The organism is Gemmatimonas sp. (assembly GCF_044344655.1).
Classification (GTDB): domain Bacteria; phylum Gemmatimonadota; class Gemmatimonadetes; order Gemmatimonadales; family Gemmatimonadaceae; genus Gemmatimonas.
Window position 1 is genome coordinate 1 of record NZ_JBIJCN010000051.1, and the last position, 20,411, is coordinate 20,411.

Sequence of the window (20,411 nt, forward strand, 5' to 3'; positions counted from 1 at the left end):
TGACGATGTCGCCCGAGTACTTGATGCCGCCGTCGGCGATCACGGGCACGTCACCGGCGCCTTCCACCGCGTCCATGATGGCGGCGATCTGCGGCACCCCCACGCCGGTCACGACACGCGTTGTGCAGATCGAGCCGGGGCCCACGCCCACCTTGATGGCGTCCACCCCTCGGGCCACCAGTGCCGCCGCGCCACCCTTGGTGGCCACGTTTCCGGCGATGAGCTGCACATCAGGGAAGGCCTCGCGCACCTTGGCGGTGGCCTGCAGCACCCCCTCGCTGTGCCCGTGCGCGGTATCGATCACCAGCACGTCGACGCCGGCCTGCATGAGCGCGCGCGCGCGATCGAGATAATCGCCACCGGCACCGATCGCCGCGGCCACCCGCAGGCGGCCGTACTGGTCCTTGTTCGCGTCGGGGTACTGCCGCCGCTTGTGGATGTCCTTGACGGTGATGAGCCCCTTGAGGACGCCGTGCTCGTCGGTGACCGGCAACTTCTCGATCCGGTGCTTGGCGAGAATGCGTTCGGCTTCATCGAGCGTGGTGCCCACGGGCGCGGTGACCAGATCGGCGCTGGTCATCACATCGGCGAGCGGGCGATCGAGGTCACGCTCGAACTGCAGGTCGCGGTTGGTGAGAATGCCGACGAGTGTGCCGCTCGCGTCGACGATTGGCACCCCGGAGATCTTGAAGCGCATCATCAGCGCCACGGCCTCGCGAAGGAGCGCCGTGGGGGAGAGCGTGATCGGGTTGAGAATCATGCCGCTTTCGCTGCGCTTCACCCGGTCCACCTCGGCCGCCTGCCGATCGATGGACATGTTCTTGTGCAGCACGCCGATGGCGCCATAGCGGGCCATTGCGATCGCCATTTCGGACTCGGTGACCGTGTCCATGGCCGCCGACACGAGCGGCACGTTGAGCGAGATGCCGCGGGTGAAGCGGGAGATCAGGCTGACCTCACGCGGATGCGTGAGCGAGTGCCGAGGGGCGAGGAGAACGTCGTCGAAGGTGAGCGCGACGTCTTCGCGGATGCGGGCTGAGCGAGAAGAGGGTGCCATCTCCAAACATACTGCGGTCGGATCGCTGATTCCAGTCAGGCCCTGCCGGCCAGACGCCCATCCGACGGGGGCTCGGCGTGTCGGCCCGGCGTTGGCTCCCCACGGCGGCGGCGCCCCGCCACGCGACGCAGCGTGCGGCGCATCCAGCCCGGCAGGAAGAACGCCGCCGCCTCCAGCACGCGGGGCATATCGAGCGCCTCGAGGTCTGCCGGGGTGCCACGCCAGTGGTCGCGTAGCACCTGCGGTCCCGCACGCTCCACCAGGCGCTCCAAGGCGGTCAGCAGCAGGAAGACGTCGTCGACCTGCCCGAGAAAGGGGATGAGGTCGGGGATGACGTCGAGCGGCGACACGATGTAGGCGAGTGCCGCCACCACGAAGAGGCGGTCGATCCGCGACACCCGACGGTCGCCGATAAGCCCCACGAGCAGCCGCAGATACGAGGGGAACTGGCGGATGATGCGCATGACCGACCGCTTCATCCCCGTGCGCGGACCGCGGCGCGACGGGGTAGGCTCCTCGTCGAACGCCTCGAGCGGCTCGTAGGGCGACGTGGAGCGTGGCACGGATCAGCCTTGGGCGGAGGGCGGCGAGTCGGGGGGCGGTGAGGCCGGGCTCGGTGCCGGTGGCGAGGGCGCCGGCAGTCCGCTCCCCGGTGTGCCGGGCGGCGGGGCGCCGATCTGGTCGGCCACGGTCTTGGCGGTGCTCACCACATCGGTGGCCACCGTCTTTGTGGTTTGCGCCACGTTGTTGAGGACGCCCATGGCCTTGTTGAGGAAGCCCACGGCTTCCGCCACAGTGCCCGCGGCCAGCCCGCCGGCGCGGAGCGTGTCTTCCACGCCATCGGTGAACTTCTGAAAGGCGTTGGTCGCCGGCGCCGGCCTTTCGGCGTATTTGGCCTCGAGAAATTCGACGTAATCGAGGACCTGATAGAGGCGCTCATCGGAGAGCGTCTCGAGCTTGCGGTTGATGCGATCGCGAACGTACGGGTTCATGTGGGCTCCTCCTGAGTGCCCTACGGGCTTACCCGCGCCAACGTTTCCGTTCGCCGCGCGCGTCGATATGGCAATATGGGGTGGCGTAGCGCCGACTGCTGTATACCCCGAGCCCACCGACGAGCTCCGGATGCAGGCGTTCCACCCAGTCGACCGCCTGCTCCACCCGGTACGCGTCGAGTAAGGTGAGCTGCCCGTCGCCGTCGGTGTCGATGGCCACGTCGGCGGCATCGCCGTAGAGGTGCCGCGAATCACGCGCAGAGCCTTCGACGTTGGAGTTGTGCAGCGGAGTACGGAAACCGCTATGCACCTCGAGCGTGAACTGCGCGCGCTCCTCGCCACGCCGGCGCGCCAACTCGCGCATGACCAGCTCGATCTTGTCGAGTACGCGCGGGTCGACCGCCACGTACCGCGGCCAGATCGTCTGCCGATCGTGGGTCACGAAGTCCCGGACCTTCAGGTGCTTGGTGAGGGGCAGGTCGAGGTGTTCCTCTCGCACTTCGGCGAACCCGTCAGGGCGTTCGCCTTGATCATCGCGCGACCACTCGGCGGGATAGCGCCCGATCTGATAGCCGTTGAGTGTGCTGCCGAGCTTGAGCTCGAAGGGCACGAGCACGGCCAAGCGGGGCTCCTCGATGCGCTGCGCGATCCCGTTGCGCGTGACCACGAGTTCGTAGAAGCCGGGGGTGAGCGGCGCGAGCAACGTGTCGCCATCGAGCGGACGCATCACGTCGGCCGACTCGTTGCGGCCCACCTGCATCCACTGATACCGGAACCCGAGCCCCCCCTCCGGCGCACCGCGCGACTTGAGGGGAAAGGCCACGCGTTCACCGGCGCGCACGAACTGCATCCTCACGTCGCCGCTCGTGCCCATGCTGGAACGCGCGGCTTCCACCGTGGGCACGGCGCGACGGTCGCTGTCGACCGACGATCCAGCGAGCAGCTCACCCGGCGGCTGATAGATGATTGCCGCCGTGAGGGCCACCAGGCCGCTGAGCAGGAGCGCGGTACGACGCTGGATCATGCCCCACACTCGGGCGGCTGCGTTGCAAGAGCCCGCGACATCAGAACGCCCCCCAGCGCGCACGCGTGCCACGTACGTCGATGTGCACGAAAGGACCGTGCGCCGAGGTGGCCTTGTACACACCGATACCACCCACGAGGTCAGGGTGCTTGCCCTCCACGCGCGCCGCGGCGTCGGCGAGGATTTGCGCATCACGGGTGTTCACGAGACCGTCGCGATTGAGATCGCTCATCCAGTCGCGCGCGCCGTTCACCACGTATACGTCGGCGGCATCCCCGTACTGATGGCGGCTGTCCTGCACCCGCCCGCCGGCCCCTACGCCCTGCTGGTTGTACTGCGGTGTGCGGAACCCCGACATCACCTGGAGGCGACCCGCCTCCACGCCCATGGTGCGCAACTCGTTCAGGACCAGTTCCAGCTTGTCCACCAGCGGCTCACGAAGCACCAGGTACTTGGGCCACACGTTGACCTGATCCTTCGTGAGGAAATCCCGGAGGCGAAAATGGTCGGAGATGGGGGTGTCGGCGTTGCTGCTCGTGACTTCGAGGAAGCCTTCGGGGTTGCCATACGCTTTGGAGCGCGCGGCATGCTGCTCCGCAGGGAAGAACCCGATGCGGTAGCTGCCGATGCGCCCCTTCACCTTATCAGCGAAGGGGCGCATGGTGATGAAATGGAAGGCACCGCTCGAATCGCCGGCGGCATAGACACCGGCGCGTGACACGGCACTATCGCCAAAGAGCTCACGCAGGACCGGAAGGCCGGCAGCGCGGCCAGGGCTCAGAAAGCGGGCGCGCAGCTTGCGGCTGGCCCCGCGCAGCGAGTCGAGGCCCGGGAACGGCGCGCCCGCCCCGTGTGCCGCAGGCGCCGCAGGGGTGACACGCGCGGCGCGCAACGCTGCGGTCGTTGCGGACCGCGCACTGGCTCGGCTCATGGCCGTCGCTGGCGACGACGGGCGCACGAACGCCACCAGACCGGCGCACGCCAGCACCCCCACCGAAACGGTGGTGCGGCGGACGGTACGGCTACGCGCTGGCACGCGCGCAGTGGAAGACGCCGAAGCGTGGGATGGAGTCGTGGTCACGGAGTCGGGGATGGCGCTCGATCGGCGGCGCAGGCATGGCCCGCCATGCGTCTCGACCGGGAGCGGCAGATGATCCTGCGGCTGTGGTACAGACGACCGAACGCCCGTACGAGAAATATAGCCGATCGGTCCGGTCGGTTCACCCCGCCCACCACTCCGGATGACGTGAACCTCATCCGTAAACGCTTGTAGTTTCAGCAGATAAACCGAGACAGCCCGATCGCTGCCGAGTGGTACCACTCAGCGGTCTCTTCGTTCCGACCAGCCGCCGCCCACCGTGTCGCGACGGACATGCCATCTGGCGCCAAGGCCGCCGCACGGTCCGGCGCCGAACACGCCTATCCAAGCGGGGTTTAGATTGCGTCCAGTGCATGTCCCACGCACCGGAAGCATATCCCGGAGACCGATGTCCGCACGTGTGAATCGCGCCGTCGCCCTGATCATTCTCGATGGATGGGGTTACCGCGAAGACAGTGATGCCAACGCGATCGGCCAGGCCCGTACCCCCAACTGGGACCGGATCTGGTCGCATCCGTCGCGCACGTTGCTCGCCGCATCGGGCAAGGCCGTGGGGTTGCCCGAGGGGCAGATGGGCAACAGTGAGGTGGGGCACCTGAACCTTGGTGCCGGCCGCGTGGTGATGCAGGATCTGGTTCGCATCGGTACCGCCATCGAGGACGGCTCGTTCTTCGCGAACGCCACGCTGCTGGCCGCCTGCGACCACGTAAAGCGCACAGGTGGCACCTTGCATCTTCTGGGTCTGTTGGGCGACGGCGGTGTCCATGCGCACGACGCCCATCTCGCGGCACTCGCGGCGCTGGTCACACGGCAGCAGGTGCCTCGCACTGTGCTGCACGCCCTGCTCGACGGACGGGACACGCCGCCCACGAGTGGCTATGGCTATTTGACGCAGACGCTCGCCGCGCTTGGCACGCGGGTGCAGCTGGCGAGTGTGAGCGGTCGATACTACGGCATGGATCGCGACAATCGCTGGGAGCGCACGGGCCGGTGGTACCACGCCGCAGTGAAGGGGGAGGCGCCGCTGGAAACGGACGCACTCGCCGCGCTCCAGCGTTCGTACGACGCCGGCACCACTGACGAATTCGTGCTGCCGTGGGTGATGGCCGGAGCGGACGGCACCGCGTTGGCCCCCATGCGCGACGGGGATGCGCTGTTTTGCTTCAACTTCCGCAGCGACCGTATGCGGCAAACGCTGCGCGCGCTCGCGGCGCCGGACTTTCGCGGCTTTGAGACGGGCCCGCGACCGTCGCTGCACATCGCCACGATGACGAGCTACGACGACGCCTTCCCCTTCCCCGTCGCGTTCGCGCCCCAGTCCATGCAGCATCTGGTGGGCGAGGTGATCTCGGCGGCGGGGCTCACGCAACTGCGCACGGCGGAGACCGAGAAGTACCCGCACGTGACGTTCTTTTTCAACGGCGGGCGCGACGAGCCACTGGCCGGCGAGGACCGGCTGGTGGTGCCGAGCCCCAAAGTGGCCACCTACGATCTGCAGCCAGAAATGAGCGCGCCGGCGGTGTGCGAGATCCTCTGCCATGCACTCGCGAACCGCACGCACGACTTCATGCTGTGCAACTTCGCCAACACCGACATGGTGGGGCACACCGGGTCGCTACCCGCAGCCATTCGCGCGGTGGAAACCGTCGACGCCTGCCTTGGCCGCATCCTCGAGGCGGCGCAGCAAGGCGGTGCGCGACTGATCATCACCGCCGATCACGGCAACGCCGACCTGATGGTCGATCCGGTGACCGGCCAGCCGCACACGGCCCACACCACCAATCCCGTGCCACTCGTGGTGCTCGACCCCGACGAGACGGCGCCGCTCCGCAGTGGCGGGGCGCTGTGCGACGTGGGGCCTACTGTGCTCGCCCTCCTCGGACTTTCGCTTCCCGCCGAGATCACCGGTCGCGATCTGCGCGCCGCAGCCTCGGCTTCTGCCACCGTTTCCGCCTCCTGATGCGCCTCGTACTTCGCCGTTCCGCTGCCGCCCTGTCCGTTGCGGCCCTGTTCCTGTTGCCGACGGCAGCCGTGGCGCAGGTCGGTCACCTGCCATCCCAAAGCCCCTACGAAGACTTCAAGATCGGCCAGACCGTGTCGGTGATGGGCGGTTGGCTCGCCGTGCAGCGCGATCTTGCCGATGTGGCCCCCAAGGCGAGCTGGCTGGCTGGCCTGCGCTACGACATCGGCGTGGGTGGCCCCGCCTCGCTCTTCGTGCGCTACCTGGCGGCGCCCAGCGAACGTAACCTGCTGGCGCCGACCAACACGCGCGCCACGCGCGTGATCGGTACGCCGTCCACGACCACCCATATCGTCGACGCCGGCCTGGACATCGCCCTCACCGGGCGGAAGACGTGGCGGCGCCTGATGCCGTCGGTCAACGGCGGCGTGGGGCTCGCCGCGGATTTCGCGAAGGCCGACACCGGCGCCTACCGGTTCGGCAGCAAGTTCGCCTTCAACTACGGCGCGAGCCTGCGCTACATCGCGCGCAACGGGATGCAACTGCGCATCGATGCGACGAACTTCGTGTGGCAGTACCAGTACCCGGACCGCTACTTCGTGCGTGCGGCCGACACCACGGCCATTCTCACCGACACGCGCAACCGCGAAGTGTGGCGTGGCAACTGGTCGTTGACGGGCGGCGTGTCGATCCCCGTGTTCCGCTGAGCGCCCGCCGGTGCCCCGTACATCACTGACCCGCCGCGTGATGTTCGCGGCCGCGCACCGCTACCGTCGCCCCGACTGGAGCGATCAGGAAAACGCCGCCGTCTTCGGCGCCTGCGCCCATCCCAACTACCACGGCCACACCTACGTGTGCGACGTGACGGTGACGGGACCGGTCGACGAGGAGACGGGGTTCCTGGTGGATCTGGGGTTTCTCGACCAGGTGCTGCAGCGTGAGGTGCGTGACCGGTTCGATCACCGCAACATCAACCTCGACGTGCCGGAGTTCGCCGACGGGCGCATGATTCCCACCGGCGAGAACCTGACGAAATTCATCTGCGAGCGGGTGCGGGCGGCGCTGTCGCACACCACGGCACGGGTGATCCGCGTGCATCTCGCCGAAGACAGCACCTTGAGCAGCACGTACGAGGTGGAGGCATGACCGCGCGGTGCCTCACCACCACGCGTCTGCGGCGCGGTGCGCTGCGTGGTACGTTGTGCGGCGTCCTATGCAGCGAGCTGTTCGCCGCGTGCGCGCGGCCGACGACGCGCCAAACGTCACCAGCACCGGTCGGCCCGCACCGCCCCGAACCCAGCGCGCCGCTCATGCAGCCGGTCGCCGAGGGGGCGGCGCCCACGTTGCGCGCCATGCTGCAGCGCACCGCCGACTCGATTGTCGCGGCACCCATGTGGCGCAATGCGCGACTCGGGCTCCTGATCGTCGACGCCGAAAGTGGTGACACGTTGATCAGTCACGACGCAGACCGGTTGTTCATGCCGGCATCGAATCAGAAGCTGCTCACCGGAGCGATCGCCCTGACGGTGCTCGGCCCCGAGTACCGCTGGCGCACCCCGGTCCTGCTGCACGGCGTGCAGCGCGGCCGTGTGTGGCACGGTGACGTGCTCGTGCAGGGGAGCGGTGATCCGAGTGTGAGTGACGCACTGCGCGGCGGTCGCGCCGCGAGTGCCTTCGATCCCGTGGTTCGGGCGTTGGCGGCCCGTGGCATTCGGAGGATCCGCGGGCGGGTACGCGCCGTCGGGGATGCGCTGCCGGGACTCACCACCGGCTACGGGTGGGCGTACGATGATTTCGATGCCGGGTATAGCGCCGCGATCGACGAGTTGATGTTCAATGAAGGCGAGCTGTATCTGCGGGTGAAAGCGGCGGCCCGTGTGGGCGCACCGGTTCGCGTGGAGCGGGCTCCCACCCGTCGCTATCCCGCGCTCGCGGTGGAGGCCCTCACCCGCGACAGTGTGCTCCCCGTCGGCAGCGGGCGTCTGCCTCGCCTCGAAGCGTCGTACGACAGCATCGGGCACACGCTGATCGTGCGCGGGGCGCTTGCCGTGGGTGACAGTGCGCGCCTCACCGTGGCCTATCGCCATCCCAACGATGCCTTTCTCGCCGCGCTCACCGAAGCGCTGGCCGACAGCGGTATATCCGTGCAGTCGCGGGCGATCGCCCGGCGTGACACCGCCGGACGTGCCGCGGACACGGTGACCGTCATCGAGTCCCCCCGCTTCGCCGAGGTGCTCGCCAGGATGGAGAAGCCCTCGCAGAACCAGATGGCCGAACTGTTCTTCCGCACGGCTGCCCTGCACGTGACCGGTAGCGGTTCGGCCGACAGTGCGCAGGCGCTTGGCGCGCGCACGCTGGCCTCGTGGGGGATCAGCGGCGCCGATGCGGCCTACCGTGATGGCAGCGGCCTGTCACGGCACGACTATGTGACGCCGCGCGCGATCATCCGGGTGCTCGACGTGATGCGGCGCTCGCCACACTTCGACCTGTTCCGCGAGTCGCTGCCGATTGCAGGTGTTGACGGCACCATCCGCAACCGCATGCGCGGTACCCCAGCGGCGGGGAACGTACGCGCCAAGACCGGCACGCTCGACAAGGCGCGCTCCCTCTCGGGGTACGTGATGACCGCCGATGGCCGCCTCGTGATGTTCTCCATGCTGGCCAACAACTTCACCGTGCCCACCCGCGATGTGGAGCGTGTGCAGGATCTCCTGGCAGCGATGGTGGCGGGTGGCACGCTCAACGCGGCCGCCGGACGCACACCGTGAGTGACGCGGCGCCCACGGCGCTGCCATTCGCCGACGCACTTGCCGCCGTGCTGCACCAGGCGGAGGGACGCGTCATGCCCACCGTGGAGCGGCCGATCGAGCAGGCGGTGGGCTACGCTCTGGCGGCGGGGGTGGTGAGCCGTGTGGCCTTGCCACCATGGGACAATGCCGGCATGGACGGCTATGCGGTGCAGCGCGCGGACATCCTGGGTGCGAACAGCGCGTCACCGCGGATGCTGCCGGTCATCGGCACCAGCATGGCGGGTGCCGACCCGAGGGCGCTGCCGTGGGTGCAGCAGGGCACGGCGCTGCGTATCATGACTGGGGCGCCACTGCCGCCCGGCGCGGATGCCGTAGTCCGCGTGGAGGACACCGACGGCGGCGACAAGACGGTGCGCGTCACGAACGATCGCGATGCGGCCGGCCGTGGCAACGTGCGCCCACGGGGCGAGGACATTGCGGCGGGGCGCGAGCTCTTTTCGCGCGGCACGTCCATCAGGGCATCGCATGTTGGGGCGCTCGCGTCCATCGGCATGCAGACCGTACCGGTGCACCGTGCGCCGCGCGTGACCATCGTGTCGAGTGGCGACGAACTCGTCCTGCTCGACCGCTTCGACGAAGTGGAGATGGGGCAGCGCATTGTGTCATCGAGCAGCTATGCGCTGCCGGCCCTGCTGCGCAGCGCGGGCGCCGAGGTCACGATGGCCCCGCTGGTACCCGACACGCTCCCGGCGCTCACACAGGCGCTCGGCGATGCACTCGACGACGGCTGCGATCTCCTGGTGACCACCGGTGGCGTGAGCGTGGGCGCCCACGACTACACGCGTGAAGCCCTCGCGGCCCTGGGGGGCACGCAGCGCTTCTGGCGGGCGCGCATCAGACCCGGGGGACCAATTGGTACCGGCATGGTTCGCGACGTGCCGTGGATCGGGCTGCCCGGCAACCCCGTGTCGACGATGGTGACGGCGTCACTCTTTGCCTGGCCGCTCATCCGGCAGCTCGGCGGCCATCTCCGAGTGACACCACTGCGGGTGCCGGTGCGCATGCTCGACGCGGCCGACACTCCGGCGCCGCTCACCTATTTTCTCCGGGTCTCCCTTGCGGTGGATTCGGAGGGACAGTTGGTGGCCCGGCTGTCGGGTGCGCAGGGATCGAATCTGCTCCGCGCCATGGCGATGGCCGACGCCCTGCTCGAGGTGCCGGAGTCCATCGATCACGTGGCACCGGGCGCGATGCTCCGGGCCATCTTGCTGCCCGATGCGCCGCCGCTCGTCGCGGCACCGTACACTCTTCAGACACCGGCGTGACCACTCCCGAAGACTCCAGCGCTCCGCCACCGGGCGGAGTGGCCACCGGCGTCGTACTCGCCGGTCTGCACGGCGAGGCGCTCGACGCCGCGATGGCGCGCAAGTTCCAGGTGGATCGCGAAGACGTGACCGTCGGCGACGGAGCGCAGACACGCACGTTCACGCTTGTGAAGCCGGCCAACGCCGATCACCTGATCAGCGAAGCTGATTACGTGATGGATGAACGACTCCCGTACTGGGCGGACTTGTGGCCGTCGGCGCGCGTGTTGGCGGGCCACCTGCTACAGCAGCAGGGCGCAGGCCGCCGGCTGCTCGAAATGGGGTGCGGCCTCGGGCTCGATACCACCGCCGCGATGGCAGCAGGCTTCGACGTGACGGCCACCGACTATTACGAAGACGCCATTCATGTGGCGCGCGCCAACGCGGCGCGCAACCTTGGCCGGGAACCGGAGGCCCGCATGGTGAACTGGCGCGCGTGGCCCGATGACCTCGGCAACTTCGATGTCGTGATCGCCGCCGACGTGTTGTACGAGAAGGAGTACGCCATCTTGGTGGGCGTTTGTCTCGCGAGAGCCCTCGCCCCCGGCGGACTGGCAATCGTGGCCGATCCCGGCCGCCTCGCCCTTCCGGCCTTCCGCGATCACCTGCCCTCCGTGGGACTCACGATCGCGTCGACCACCACCGTCCCCTACGAGGTGGGGGCGGTGAAGCAGCGCGTGCAACTCCTGCACATCCGGCATGGGTGATCCGCAGCGGTAACGCCGCGGATCACCCATGATGGTCAGAGCAGTCGCGCCGCCACGACCTCCGAGATATCGAGCACCGGCACCTCCTTCCCGGCGCCGGTCACGCCGTCGTTGATCATCGTCATGCAGAACGGGCACGCCACCGCGATCTGATCGGCGCCGGTGGCCAGCAGTTCCTCGCTGCGCTCGACGTTCACCCGCTTGCCCACATTCTCTTCCATCCACATGCGGCCGCCGCCGGCGCCACAGCACAGGCCACGGCTCTTCGTACGCGCGGGTTCCACCAGCTCCACGATCGGCAGCGCCTTCTTGAGGGTATTGCGCGGCGCGTCGTAGATCTCGTTGTACCGGCCAAGGTAGCACGAGTCGTGGTACGCCACCTTGAGACGCTGTCCGTGCTCCGTCTCGAGCGGCACGCGCCCCGCGTCGAGCAGCCGCTCGATGTATTCGGTGTGATGAATGACTTCGTAGTGCCCGCCCAGATCGGGGAACTCCTTGCCCATCTGATGGAAGCAGTGTGGGCAGAAGGTCACGATCGTCTTGAGCTCGTAGCCGTTCAGCGTTTCGATCACGCCCTTGGCGAGCATCTGGTAGAGATACTCGTTGCCCATACGGCGGGCCGGATCACCGTGACAGGTTTCTTCCTGTCCAAGGATGGCGAACTTCACGTCGGCCGCCTGCAGGATGCGCGCGAACGCCACCGTGATCTTCTTCGCCCGATCGTCGAAGCTGCCCATGCATCCCACCCAGAAGAGGATGTCGGGCTTCTCGCCGGCCGCAGCCATTTCGGCCATGGTGGGGATGTCCATCCCCTCGGCCCACTGCTCACGGTCCGCGGCGCTGAAGGCCCACGGGCTACCGTTGCGCTCAAGGCTCGTGAGGGCTGGCTGCAGCTCCTCGGGGAAGCGCGACTCCATCAGCATGAGATCGCGCCGGAGCTCATTGATGATGTCGAGCTGGTCGATGCTGACCGGGCATTCCTGCACGCAAGCCCGGCAGCTCGTGCACGCCCACAGCTCCTCTTCGGTGATCCAGTCGTCGAGCAGCTTCTTGTCGAGCACCGCCTGCTGTTCGGCCGTGGCCGTCCCGCCGCCCGCTGCCACGAGGTCCAGCATGCCGGCCTTCTCCGTGAGGCGCGCACGTGTCTTCACCACGATCATGCGCGGCGAGAGCGCCTTGCCCGTGATGTTGGCCGGGCACGCCGCCGTGCAGCGACCGCACTCGGTGCACGAATACCCGTCGAGCAGGTTCTTCCACGTGAGGTGCTCTACATCGGCGGCGCCGAACTGCTCGGCGTCTTCTGCTTCGAGGTCCATCGGGCGCATCGCGCCCACACGTCCCGGCCCGCTCGTGTTGGAAAACCACACGTTGATGAGCGACGTGAGCACGTGCAGGTGCTTCGACGTGGGGAGGTGATTGAGGAACCAGAGGATCAGCACCGCGTGGATCCACCACATTACCCGGGCCATCGTGTGCGCCGCCTCAGCGCTCATCCCACCGAAGAGCGGCAGCAGCATCGCCGTGATCACGCGGCCAGCGGTATCGGCGCCCGGCTGCTTTGCCTCCCCCACGAACACCAGCAACAAGGTGAGCATGAGCGTGGCAATCACGCTCAGGATCAGCACCGCTTCCCCACTGTGCACCGCATCCACGGTGAAGCGCTTCGGCTTGATGACCAAGCGCCGGTATAGCAGATAAAACACCGGCAGCAGCACGAAGACCGCGAAGACTTCCTGTGAGAAGACGTACGGTACATACAGGACACCGGGCAGGATCACGTCCCAGGTGAACGGCTTGCCCCCCACCGAAACGAGCCCCTGGATCATGATCTCGAGCGTGCCGAGACCGAGCACGCAGAAGCCCCAGAAAACGAGCGCGTGCATCATGCCACCCAGCGGGTCACGCAGAATCTTGGTCTGCGCGAGCCCGATGAGCAGGAAGTTCTTGGTACGGATGTCGGGGTGATCGGTGCGGACCTCGTCCTTGGCCAGCTTGAGCCACCGTACGAGCCGCTGCGCCCGCTGGGCAAAGACCCAGAGGGCGCCGGCAAGGATCACCGCGAAAACGAGGTTCGACAGAGTCATGGCGCGAAGCTAGACCGTGGGGAAGGCCACGACAAGCGCGGCGGGAAGGCACGGGGGGGGAAGGCACGGAAAGCGACGACGGGCCCCACTGCCGCTATGGCAATGGGGCCCGGCTGCGTACCGCGTGAACGGCGGGCCGGTCAGCCTTGGGCGCGCGCCGCCTTCACCGCAGCGGTCAGCGCCGGCATGACCTCGAACACATCGCCCACGATGCCGTAGTCGGCCACCTTGAAGATCGGCGCGTCCTTGTCCTTGTTGATCGCCACGATCGTCTTGGAGGTGCGCATGCCGGCCAGATGCTGGATGGCCCCCGAGATACCCACGGCGATGTACAGGTTGGGGCTCACGTTGCGTCCCGTCTGGCCGATCTGATCCGAATGCGGACGCCAGCCCTCATCCGTCACGGCCCGCGTGGCACCGACCGCCGCGTTGCCGAAGGCATCGGCGAGATCGTCACACAGCTTGAAGTGCTCGGGGGCCTTGAGACCACGCCCACCGGCAACAATCACCGGCGCGTCATTGAGATCGAGCTTGCCGGTATTGCCCTGCTTGAGTTCCACGACCTTCACACGCGACGCCATCGGGTCCTTCGCCGACGTCATGGATTCCGTGGCGAGCGGCTTCGCGTTGGCGGCCGGCTGGAACGCCGCCGGACGCACCGACAGCACGGCGGGCGCTCCACGCAGCGCGAGCGTAGCGATCGTCTTGCCGTTCATGTTGAAGTGCTGTCCCAGGACCGTGGCCCCTTCGACGGCGAAACCGGTAAGATCGGGCGCAAGCCCGGCACCCAGCTTGGCGGCCACTCGGGGCGACAGGTCGCGCCCCTGGGCGGTGGCGCTGAACACCGCGTAGGCGTAGGTCCCACCGCTCAGGCGCTGCGCCAGGGTGGCCGACAGCGCTTCAGGGTTGTACTGCGCGAACCCGGCATGCTCGAGTACGAGCACGCTGTCGGCACCGTACTCAGCGAGCTGACCGGCCTTTCCGCCGATCCCCGCGCCGCCGGCGAGCACCGCGTGCACGCTGCCGCCGCCCGAGAGCTCCGCGAGCTGACGCCCGGCGGTGACCGCCTCGAGCGCGACCTTGCGCAGCTCACCGCCGCGCACCTCTGCAAATACGAGCACGTTGGCCATGGCTCAGAGCACCTTCGCTTCGGTCTGGAGGAGACGCACGAGTTCCGGCACCGCATCGGCATTGTCGCCGAGGATGCGGCCGGCGGCGCGCTCGGGAGGCAGCGCCATCTTGTTCACAGTGACCTGCACCTCACCCAGCTGTGCGGGCTTCACATCCAGCGGCTTCTTCTTGGCCGCCATGATGCCCTTGAGCGAGGGCAAGCGTTCCTTGTTGAGCCCATCGTCGATCGTGAGCAGCGCGGGGAGCGGGAACTCCACCACTTCACTGGCGCCCTCGAGGGCACGCTCGGCGCGCCCGGTGCCGCCGCTGATGTCGAGCTTGAACACGTTGGTCACGCACGGCAGGTCGAGCAGCTCCGCTACCATGGGCCCAGTCATCTGGTTCATGGAGTCGATCGCGATGCGACCGAAGAGCACGAGGTCGTAGCCGCCGTCCTTGAGCTCAGCGGCCAGGGCGCGCGCAATGGCGAGACCGTCGGCAGGGACCGTGGACGCCTGCAGCAGCACGCCGCGGTCGGCACCCATCGCGAGGGCCTTGCGGATCTGCTCCTGCGCCGCGTCGGGACCGAGGCAGATCGCCACGACTTCGCCGGCGTTGTTGTTCTTCTCCTTGAGCTGCAACCCAGCCTCGATCGCCCACAGATCGAAGTCGTTTACGTCGTACTTGAGCCCCGCCTCATCCACGCGCGTGCCATCGGCTGCGATCGCGAACTTGGTTTCCATCACGGGGACGCGCTTGATGCACACGGCGATCTTCACCGCGCTCGCTCCGTTCGAATGTCAGAGAGGATTGGGAGACTGCACCGTGGAACCTAAGGGACCGGACCGGCGCCGGGCAATGCGTTAAAATGCGACGTTAACGTCATGTTTTCTGAAAATGCCACCAAGCACAACGTCCGGACCGCCTTGACAGGCAGCCCGGACGCTGGGAGAGTCGTCGGTCGGGGGTCCACGCCGGCCGCGGTGCGCCGTCAACGCCCGAAGTTGGGATTGGCGAGCGTTTCCGCGTCGGGGAGTGCCCAGCAGCGCTGGGTGCCGTAGGTGCCGCCCTTTGGATAGGCCGCGCCAGCCGCCGGGACCTGCGGCAGGTTGAAGCGCTTCACGTCGAACCAGCGGTTCCCCAGTAGGAACAGCTCACGACGACGCTCCTCCGCCACGGCCCCCTCGAAGCGGGCCGCCTCCTGCAGCGGCAGGACGCAGTTACTTGAACGCGTTCAGCCCCGTGATGGCCTGCCCGAGGATGAGTGAATGCACATCATGCGTGCCTTCGTAGGTGTACACGCTCTCCAGGTTGGCCATGTGGCGCATGGCGGCGTACTCGGCGAGAATGCCGTTGCCGCCGAGCAAGCGACGCGTCTCGCGTGCAATGTTGGTGGCGATGTCCACATTGTTGCGCTTGGCGAGCGACACCTGTGTGGGCGTGAAGTTACCGGCATCCTTGAGGCGGCCAAGGTGCAGCGAGACCAGCTGCCCCTTCACGATCTCCGTGAGCATGTCGGCAAGGCGCACCTGCTGGATCTGGAAGCCGCCAATGGGCCGGTCGAACATCACGCGGCTCTTGCTGTAGCTCGTCGCTTCCTCGAAACAGGCCATCGCCGCCCCGAGCACGCCCCACGAAATGCCGTAACGCGCCTGCGTGAGGCACATGAGTGGGCTCTTGAGCCCCTTCGAGAGCGGCAGAATCGCATCGGCCGGCACATGCACGTCGGTGAGCACGAGCTCCGACGTGTCGCTCGCGCGCAGCGACAGCTTGCCCTTCTGATCCTTGGCGTGGAAGCCCGGCGTGTCGGTGGGAACCACGAAGCCGCGGATGCTGCTGTCGTCGGTGCTGTCACCGGTCTTGGCCCAGATGATCGCCACCTGCGCCTTCGAGCCGTTGGTGATCCACATCTTCGCGCCGTTGATGATCCAGCTGCCGTCGGCCTGTTCACGCGCACGCGTGATCATCCCCGACGGATTGGAGCCGTAGTCGGGCTCCGTCAGACCGAAGCAGCCGATCATCTCCGCCTTCGCAAGCTTGGGGAGATAGTGCCGCTTCTGTTCCTCGCTGCCGAAGGCGAAGATCGGATACATCACCAGCGCGCCCTGCACGGAGGCGAACGACCGGATACCGGAGTCGCCGCGCTCGAGCTCCTGCATGATCAGCCCGTAGGCGACGCTCGACAGCCCGGCGCAGCCGTACTCCTCAGGCAGGTTGGCCCCAAGCACGCCCAGCTCCGCCAGTTCGGGAATGAGCTCGTCGGGGAAGCGCCCCTGCACGTAGCAGTCACCGATGATGGGGAGGATGCGCTCGTCGACGAAACGGCGAATCGTGTCGCGAATCGCGCGCTCTTCTTCGGTGAGCGCCGCGTCGATGTTGAACAGGTCGCCCGGGTGGGCGGTGAGCTCGACGGAAGGAAGCGCGGGAATCGCGCTGGCCGTCAGGGTATCGAGAGCCATTGGCTGAGCGGCAGAAGTGAAGTGGGACGATCTAGCAAAATGTAGCAGGGTGCACGCGGGCGTGCGGCTATCCCAGCTTCTGTTTCCGCCGTTCCAGCGGGGTGACATCCCGCCGAGCGGCGGGCGTGATCCCCACGTCCATTGCCTTGGCGCGGAATTCGGGACCGTGGTCTACAGGGCGACCGGTTTCGTGCTGCCACTGATGCACCATTTCGTGCAGCAGGGTGTGCATGGCCTCACGCCACCCGTCCCTGGCAATGTGCCGGCGCGACATCACGATTTCGGCCGGCAGATGCCGCGACCCCGGATCGTAATGCCCCAACCGCGTGGCCATACGGCCCGAGAGCCGCAGCGGAATGTGCTTGAGCGTGCCCCCGAACCACTGCGCATTGAGCTGGCGATGCGCTTCTCCCAGTTGCGCGATGATGGCCACGTCACCCGGGCGCGGTGGTTCCTGACGACGGGCGATCGGGGCCCGCTCCACATCGTGCGCCAAAATGACTTCGCGCGCGGCAAGGCGCTCCTGCTTATTGCGCGCCGACGCGAACGCCACGACCGCTCCCAGCACCGTCTCCGGCGCGTCGGCGTAGCCCTCATGCACACGCAGCGTGCGCCCGATCAGTGACACCATGACCGTGCGGGTGCGCATCAACACGAGCTGCTCGACGCCGCGGAGCCCCATTTCCTGCAATCGGGAAAAGAGGACCGCCGTGCGGGCCCGCATCGCGGTGCGACCAATCGCGGGCCTGGTGTCGCCCGCCTCGACCGGGACCGGCACCGCTCCCCGCGCGCTGGGGAGCGCACTGGGAGGTGCGGCGGGCGAAGGCTCGAAAAAGAAGCCGAGCTGGAAGTCATCGGGGGCGGTCACGAGCCGAAAAGTGGCGGCGCGGCCGACAGGGGGCAACGGCGCACGGGCTGCTGGGAGCGGCGCCGTGCTCGGATTCACCCCACGCCGTGCATCGCGCCGGCCGGATCATGCGGCGGCGCGGTGCCCCTGCGCGGCAGGCTCACGCGCATCGGCCCTGGGGTGAACCCACCGTCGTGGTACCCCCAGGCCTGCACCGTCAGCATGTCGGGCGTGGCCTCGATCACGTTCAGCGCACTGGGGCGATGGCCACGCATCCGGCTGCTGAGCGTGTTGGCGGCGCTCACCACGAAATGTCCGCCGCCGTGCTGCACCCGCTCCACCCGCTCCTCATGATCATGCCCGGTGCACACCACATCGACCGGCATGGCAGCGAGGGCGTCAAGCACGCGCAGCGGCTGCTTGAGGCCCCACCGGTTCGAAAGCCGTCCGCGCACCACGTTGTGATGCACGACAAGCAGTCGCAGGTCACCATCGGGCGCCGCGGCAAGCCGGGCGTGCGCGTCGGCCAGTTGGACCGGCGTGAGGCCGCCCTTCACGCGCCAGTCGCGGGGATACCACGTGAGCGACTCGGGATGGGTACCCCACGCCGAGTTGAGCCCCACCAGCGTCACCCCCGGCACCCGCACTGTGGGGGCGAGGTCCTCGCAGATATACCGTCGATAGCGTTCGTGTACGCGGGCGAAGTCGCCATACCCGAAGGGCGCATGCCACCACGCCGCGTCATGGTTGCCCGGCACCATGATCGTGGGTGCCACGGCGCGGAACGCCGCGACGAGTTCGCGCGCCTGCTCGAACTCGTGGACGCGCGCGCGCTGCGAGAAGTCGCCGGAGAGCACGACGGCATTCCACGTGTGCGACCGGGCGAGCGCCAGCGCCGCGTCTACGTGTGCCTGCACGAACGGACGCCCGCAGTGGATGTCCGAGCAGTGCAACACCCGTACGGGACGATCGGAACACTCAGACAAGGTTGGCAATCACGGCGTCGGTGAACTGATCGGTGCCGGCCGTGCCGCCGAGGTCGCGCGTCAGGACCGCGCCGCCGCGGATGGTCTGTTCGAAGGCGGTGCCGATGCGCTGCGCATTGTGCGCATCGCCAATGTGCTCGAGCATCATGCAGGCTGCGAGGACGAGCGCCCCCGGGTTTGCAACGTTTTTGCCGGCGATGTCCGGCGCCGTACCATGTACCGCTTCGAAGATCGCCGCGTTCTTGCCGATGTTGGCACCGGGGGCCAGCCCGAGGCCGCCCACCAGGCCGGAGATCTCGTCGGACAGGATGTCGCCGAACAGGTTGGTGGTGACCACCACATCGAACTGCTCGGGGCGCATGACGAGGTGCATGGCCATCGCATCGATGATGCGCTCCTCGAACTGCACACGCCCCTCGTATTCGCGAGCCACCATGCGACCCACGTCGAGGAAGAGCCCCTGCGAGTACTTGAGGATGTTGGCCTTGTGCACGAGCGTGACCTTCTGGCGGCCGTGGGCGAGCGCATACTCGAAGGCATAGCGCACGATCCGTTCGCTGCCGTACCGCGTGATGATCGCCACCGACTCCGCCGCCGCTCGGGGATCATCGCCGATCCGCACATAGTGCTCCACCCCGATGTAGAGCCCTTCGGTGTTTTCGCGGATCAGGGTGATGTCGATGTTCTCGAAGCGCCCCGGGACGATGGTCCGCGCGGGTCGCACATTGGCGTACAGGTCGAAGGTCTTCCGCAGGGCCACGTTGATGGAACGGAACCCCTCCCCCACCGGCGTCTCGAGGGGCCCCTTGAGCGCCACGCGGGTCTGCTTGATGGAGTCCAGGGTGGCGTCGGGGATCGGGTCGTTCCAGCGGGCGACACCGGCCATCCCGGCAACCTGACGGTCCCAGACGATGTCGCAGCCGGCGGCATCGAGGATACGGACGGTCGCGTCGGCGATGGACGGGCCGATGCCGTCGCCGGGGATGAGCGTGACGGGGGTGGGCATGCCCGAAGAATAGCCGCCCCCGCGGACAACGGGGACCGTAGGCTGCGCGTTCATTGACAAGTCCGTGTACCGGAGCGCATATGGGCTCGTCGGACTCCCTCCTCATCTCCCCTCCGCGTGTCTCGCCTGCTCAAACTCCTCCCCTGGGTGGCCGTGGCCACCGTCGGCGCGGGTGCCATGGCGTTCATCGCCATCAACCGCGGCGAACAGATCAGCGCAGCGTGGCTCCTCACCGCTGCGGTCTGCACCTACCTGATCGGCTATCGCTTCTACAGCCGCATCATCGCCCACGACATCTTCGCCCTCGACAAGGATCGGGCCACCCCGGCCGAACGGCTGGAGGACGGTCGCGATTTCGTCCCCACCAACAAGTGGGTCGTGTTCGGGCACCACTTTGCCGCGATCGCCGGCCCCGGGCCGCTCGTCGGCCCCACGCTGGCGGCGCAATTCGGCTTCCTCCCCGGCGCCATCTGGATCCTGGTGGGCGTCGTGCTCGGCGGCGCCGTGCAGGACTTCGTGATCCTCGCCGCCTCAGTGCGGCGCGACGGCAAGTCGCTTGGCCAGATGGCCAAAGAGGAAATCGGAACCGTGGCCGGGACCACCGCCCTGATCGCGGTGCTCGGGATCATGGTCATCCTCATCTCGGTGCTCGCACTGGTGGTGGTGAATGCCCTGCGGGACAGCTCGTGGGGCACGGTCACGATCGGACTCACGATCCCGATCGCGCTGCTGATGGGGCTCTATATGCGCTACGTGCGTCCGGGGGCCGTGCTCGAGACGACTGCCATCGGCCTCGTGCTGCTCGCCCTCTCGCTGTACGCCGGCAAGTGGGTGTCGGAGTCGCCGGTGTGGTCGCCGGTCTTCACGCTCAGCGGCACCACGTTGTCACTCTCGATCATGGTCTACGGCTTCGCGGCCTCGGTCCTGCCGGTCTGGTTGCTCCTGGCGCCGCGCGACTATCTCTCG

The 20,411-nt window shown here is 67.7% G+C and carries 20 protein-coding genes; 7 read left to right on the forward strand and 13 right to left on the reverse strand.

Features of this window, described 5'->3' with window-relative positions; genetic code table 11:
• From ACIQ51_RS12125 to ACIQ51_RS12145, 5 genes are all read right to left on the reverse strand, one after another.
• A partial coding sequence (locus ACIQ51_RS12125) for an IMP dehydrogenase (protein ID WP_396205311.1) occupies window positions 1-1,057 on the reverse strand: 1,057 nt, incomplete at its 3' end.
• A gap of 35 nt (window positions 1,058-1,092) precedes the next feature.
• Entirely contained in the window at window positions 1,093-1,620 is a 528-nt protein-coding gene (locus ACIQ51_RS12130; protein ID WP_396205312.1) for a YkvA family protein, read from the reverse strand.
• 3 nt (window positions 1,621-1,623) lie between these two features.
• Window positions 1,624-2,049, reverse strand: a complete 426-nt coding sequence (locus ACIQ51_RS12135) for a hypothetical protein (protein WP_396205313.1) — start codon at window positions 2,047-2,049, stop codon at window positions 1,624-1,626.
• Between the two features lie 28 nt (window positions 2,050-2,077).
• On the reverse strand, window positions 2,078-3,073 hold the full coding sequence (locus ACIQ51_RS12140) for a D-Ala-D-Ala carboxypeptidase family metallohydrolase (RefSeq protein ID WP_396205314.1): 996 nt from the start codon (window positions 3,071-3,073) through the stop codon (window positions 2,078-2,080).
• Window positions 3,074-3,113: 40 nt separating this feature from the next.
• Window positions 3,114-4,109 (reverse strand): hypothetical protein, encoded by a 996-nt coding sequence (locus ACIQ51_RS12145; protein ID WP_396205315.1) that lies wholly within the window; start codon window positions 4,107-4,109, stop codon window positions 3,114-3,116.
• A gap of 463 nt (window positions 4,110-4,572) precedes the next feature.
• Here ACIQ51_RS12145 and gpmI point away from each other — a divergent pair, with 463 nt between their 5' ends.
• The 6 genes from gpmI to ACIQ51_RS12175 are packed head-to-tail and all read left to right on the forward strand — an operon-like array spanning window position 4,573 to window position 10,953.
• Entirely contained in the window at window positions 4,573-6,132 is a 1,560-nt protein-coding gene (gpmI, locus tag ACIQ51_RS12150; RefSeq protein WP_396205329.1) for a 2,3-bisphosphoglycerate-independent phosphoglycerate mutase, read from the forward strand.
• Window positions 6,132-6,839 (forward strand): hypothetical protein, encoded by a 708-nt coding sequence (locus tag ACIQ51_RS12155; RefSeq protein WP_396205316.1) that lies wholly within the window; start codon window positions 6,132-6,134, stop codon window positions 6,837-6,839. Before gpmI ends, ACIQ51_RS12155 begins: the two co-directional genes overlap by 1 nt.
• A gap of 10 nt (window positions 6,840-6,849) precedes the next feature.
• A complete protein-coding gene (locus ACIQ51_RS12160) occupies window positions 6,850-7,278 on the forward strand; it encodes a 6-pyruvoyl trahydropterin synthase family protein (RefSeq protein ID WP_396205317.1) in 429 nt (142 codons plus the stop codon).
• Entirely contained in the window at window positions 7,275-8,900 is a 1,626-nt protein-coding gene (gene dacB / locus ACIQ51_RS12165) for a D-alanyl-D-alanine carboxypeptidase/D-alanyl-D-alanine-endopeptidase (protein WP_396205318.1), read from the forward strand. The genes ACIQ51_RS12160 and dacB overlap by 4 nt, the downstream gene beginning before the upstream one ends.
• A complete protein-coding gene (gene glp, locus ACIQ51_RS12170; RefSeq protein WP_396205319.1) occupies window positions 8,897-10,207 on the forward strand; it encodes a gephyrin-like molybdotransferase Glp in 1,311 nt (436 codons plus the stop codon). The genes dacB and glp overlap by 4 nt, the downstream gene beginning before the upstream one ends.
• Entirely contained in the window at window positions 10,204-10,953 is a 750-nt protein-coding gene (locus ACIQ51_RS12175; RefSeq protein ID WP_396205320.1) for a class I SAM-dependent methyltransferase, read from the forward strand. Before glp ends, ACIQ51_RS12175 begins: the two co-directional genes overlap by 4 nt.
• A gap of 35 nt (window positions 10,954-10,988) precedes the next feature.
• Here ACIQ51_RS12175 and ACIQ51_RS12180 read toward each other — a convergent pair whose 3' ends face one another.
• From ACIQ51_RS12180 to ACIQ51_RS12215, 8 genes are all read right to left on the reverse strand, one after another.
• Window positions 10,989-13,037, reverse strand: a complete 2,049-nt coding sequence (locus tag ACIQ51_RS12180) for a (Fe-S)-binding protein (protein ID WP_396205321.1) — start codon at window positions 13,035-13,037, stop codon at window positions 10,989-10,991.
• Between the two features lie 140 nt (window positions 13,038-13,177).
• The gene (locus ACIQ51_RS12185; RefSeq protein WP_396205322.1) at window positions 13,178-14,167 is read right to left on the reverse strand and encodes an electron transfer flavoprotein subunit alpha/FixB family protein; all 990 of its coding nucleotides are present in this window, start codon (window positions 14,165-14,167) and stop codon (window positions 13,178-13,180) included.
• 3 nt (window positions 14,168-14,170) lie between these two features.
• Entirely contained in the window at window positions 14,171-14,926 is a 756-nt protein-coding gene (locus tag ACIQ51_RS12190) for an electron transfer flavoprotein subunit beta/FixA family protein (protein ID WP_396205323.1), read from the reverse strand.
• A 212-nt stretch (window positions 14,927-15,138) separates the two neighbouring features.
• Window positions 15,139-15,324, reverse strand: a complete 186-nt coding sequence (locus ACIQ51_RS12195; protein WP_396205324.1) for a RagB/SusD family nutrient uptake outer membrane protein — start codon at window positions 15,322-15,324, stop codon at window positions 15,139-15,141.
• A gap of 43 nt (window positions 15,325-15,367) precedes the next feature.
• Entirely contained in the window at window positions 15,368-16,606 is a 1,239-nt protein-coding gene (locus ACIQ51_RS12200) for an acyl-CoA dehydrogenase family protein (RefSeq protein WP_396205325.1), read from the reverse strand.
• Between the two features lie 67 nt (window positions 16,607-16,673).
• On the reverse strand, window positions 16,674-17,474 hold the full coding sequence (locus ACIQ51_RS12205; protein ID WP_396205326.1) for a SprT-like domain-containing protein: 801 nt from the start codon (window positions 17,472-17,474) through the stop codon (window positions 16,674-16,676).
• Window positions 17,475-17,548: 74 nt separating this feature from the next.
• A complete protein-coding gene (locus ACIQ51_RS12210) occupies window positions 17,549-18,439 on the reverse strand; it encodes a metallophosphoesterase family protein (protein ID WP_396205327.1) in 891 nt (296 codons plus the stop codon).
• Window positions 18,432-19,445: an isocitrate/isopropylmalate dehydrogenase family protein gene (locus ACIQ51_RS12215; RefSeq protein WP_396205328.1), complete on the reverse strand. Its 1,014-nt coding sequence runs from the start codon at window positions 19,443-19,445 to the stop codon at window positions 18,432-18,434. The genes ACIQ51_RS12210 and ACIQ51_RS12215 overlap by 8 nt, the downstream gene beginning before the upstream one ends.
• Window positions 19,446-19,622: 177 nt before the next feature.
• Here ACIQ51_RS12215 and ACIQ51_RS12220 point away from each other — a divergent pair.
• A partial coding sequence (locus tag ACIQ51_RS12220; RefSeq protein ID WP_396205330.1) for a carbon starvation CstA family protein occupies window positions 19,623-20,411 on the forward strand: 789 nt, incomplete at its 3' end.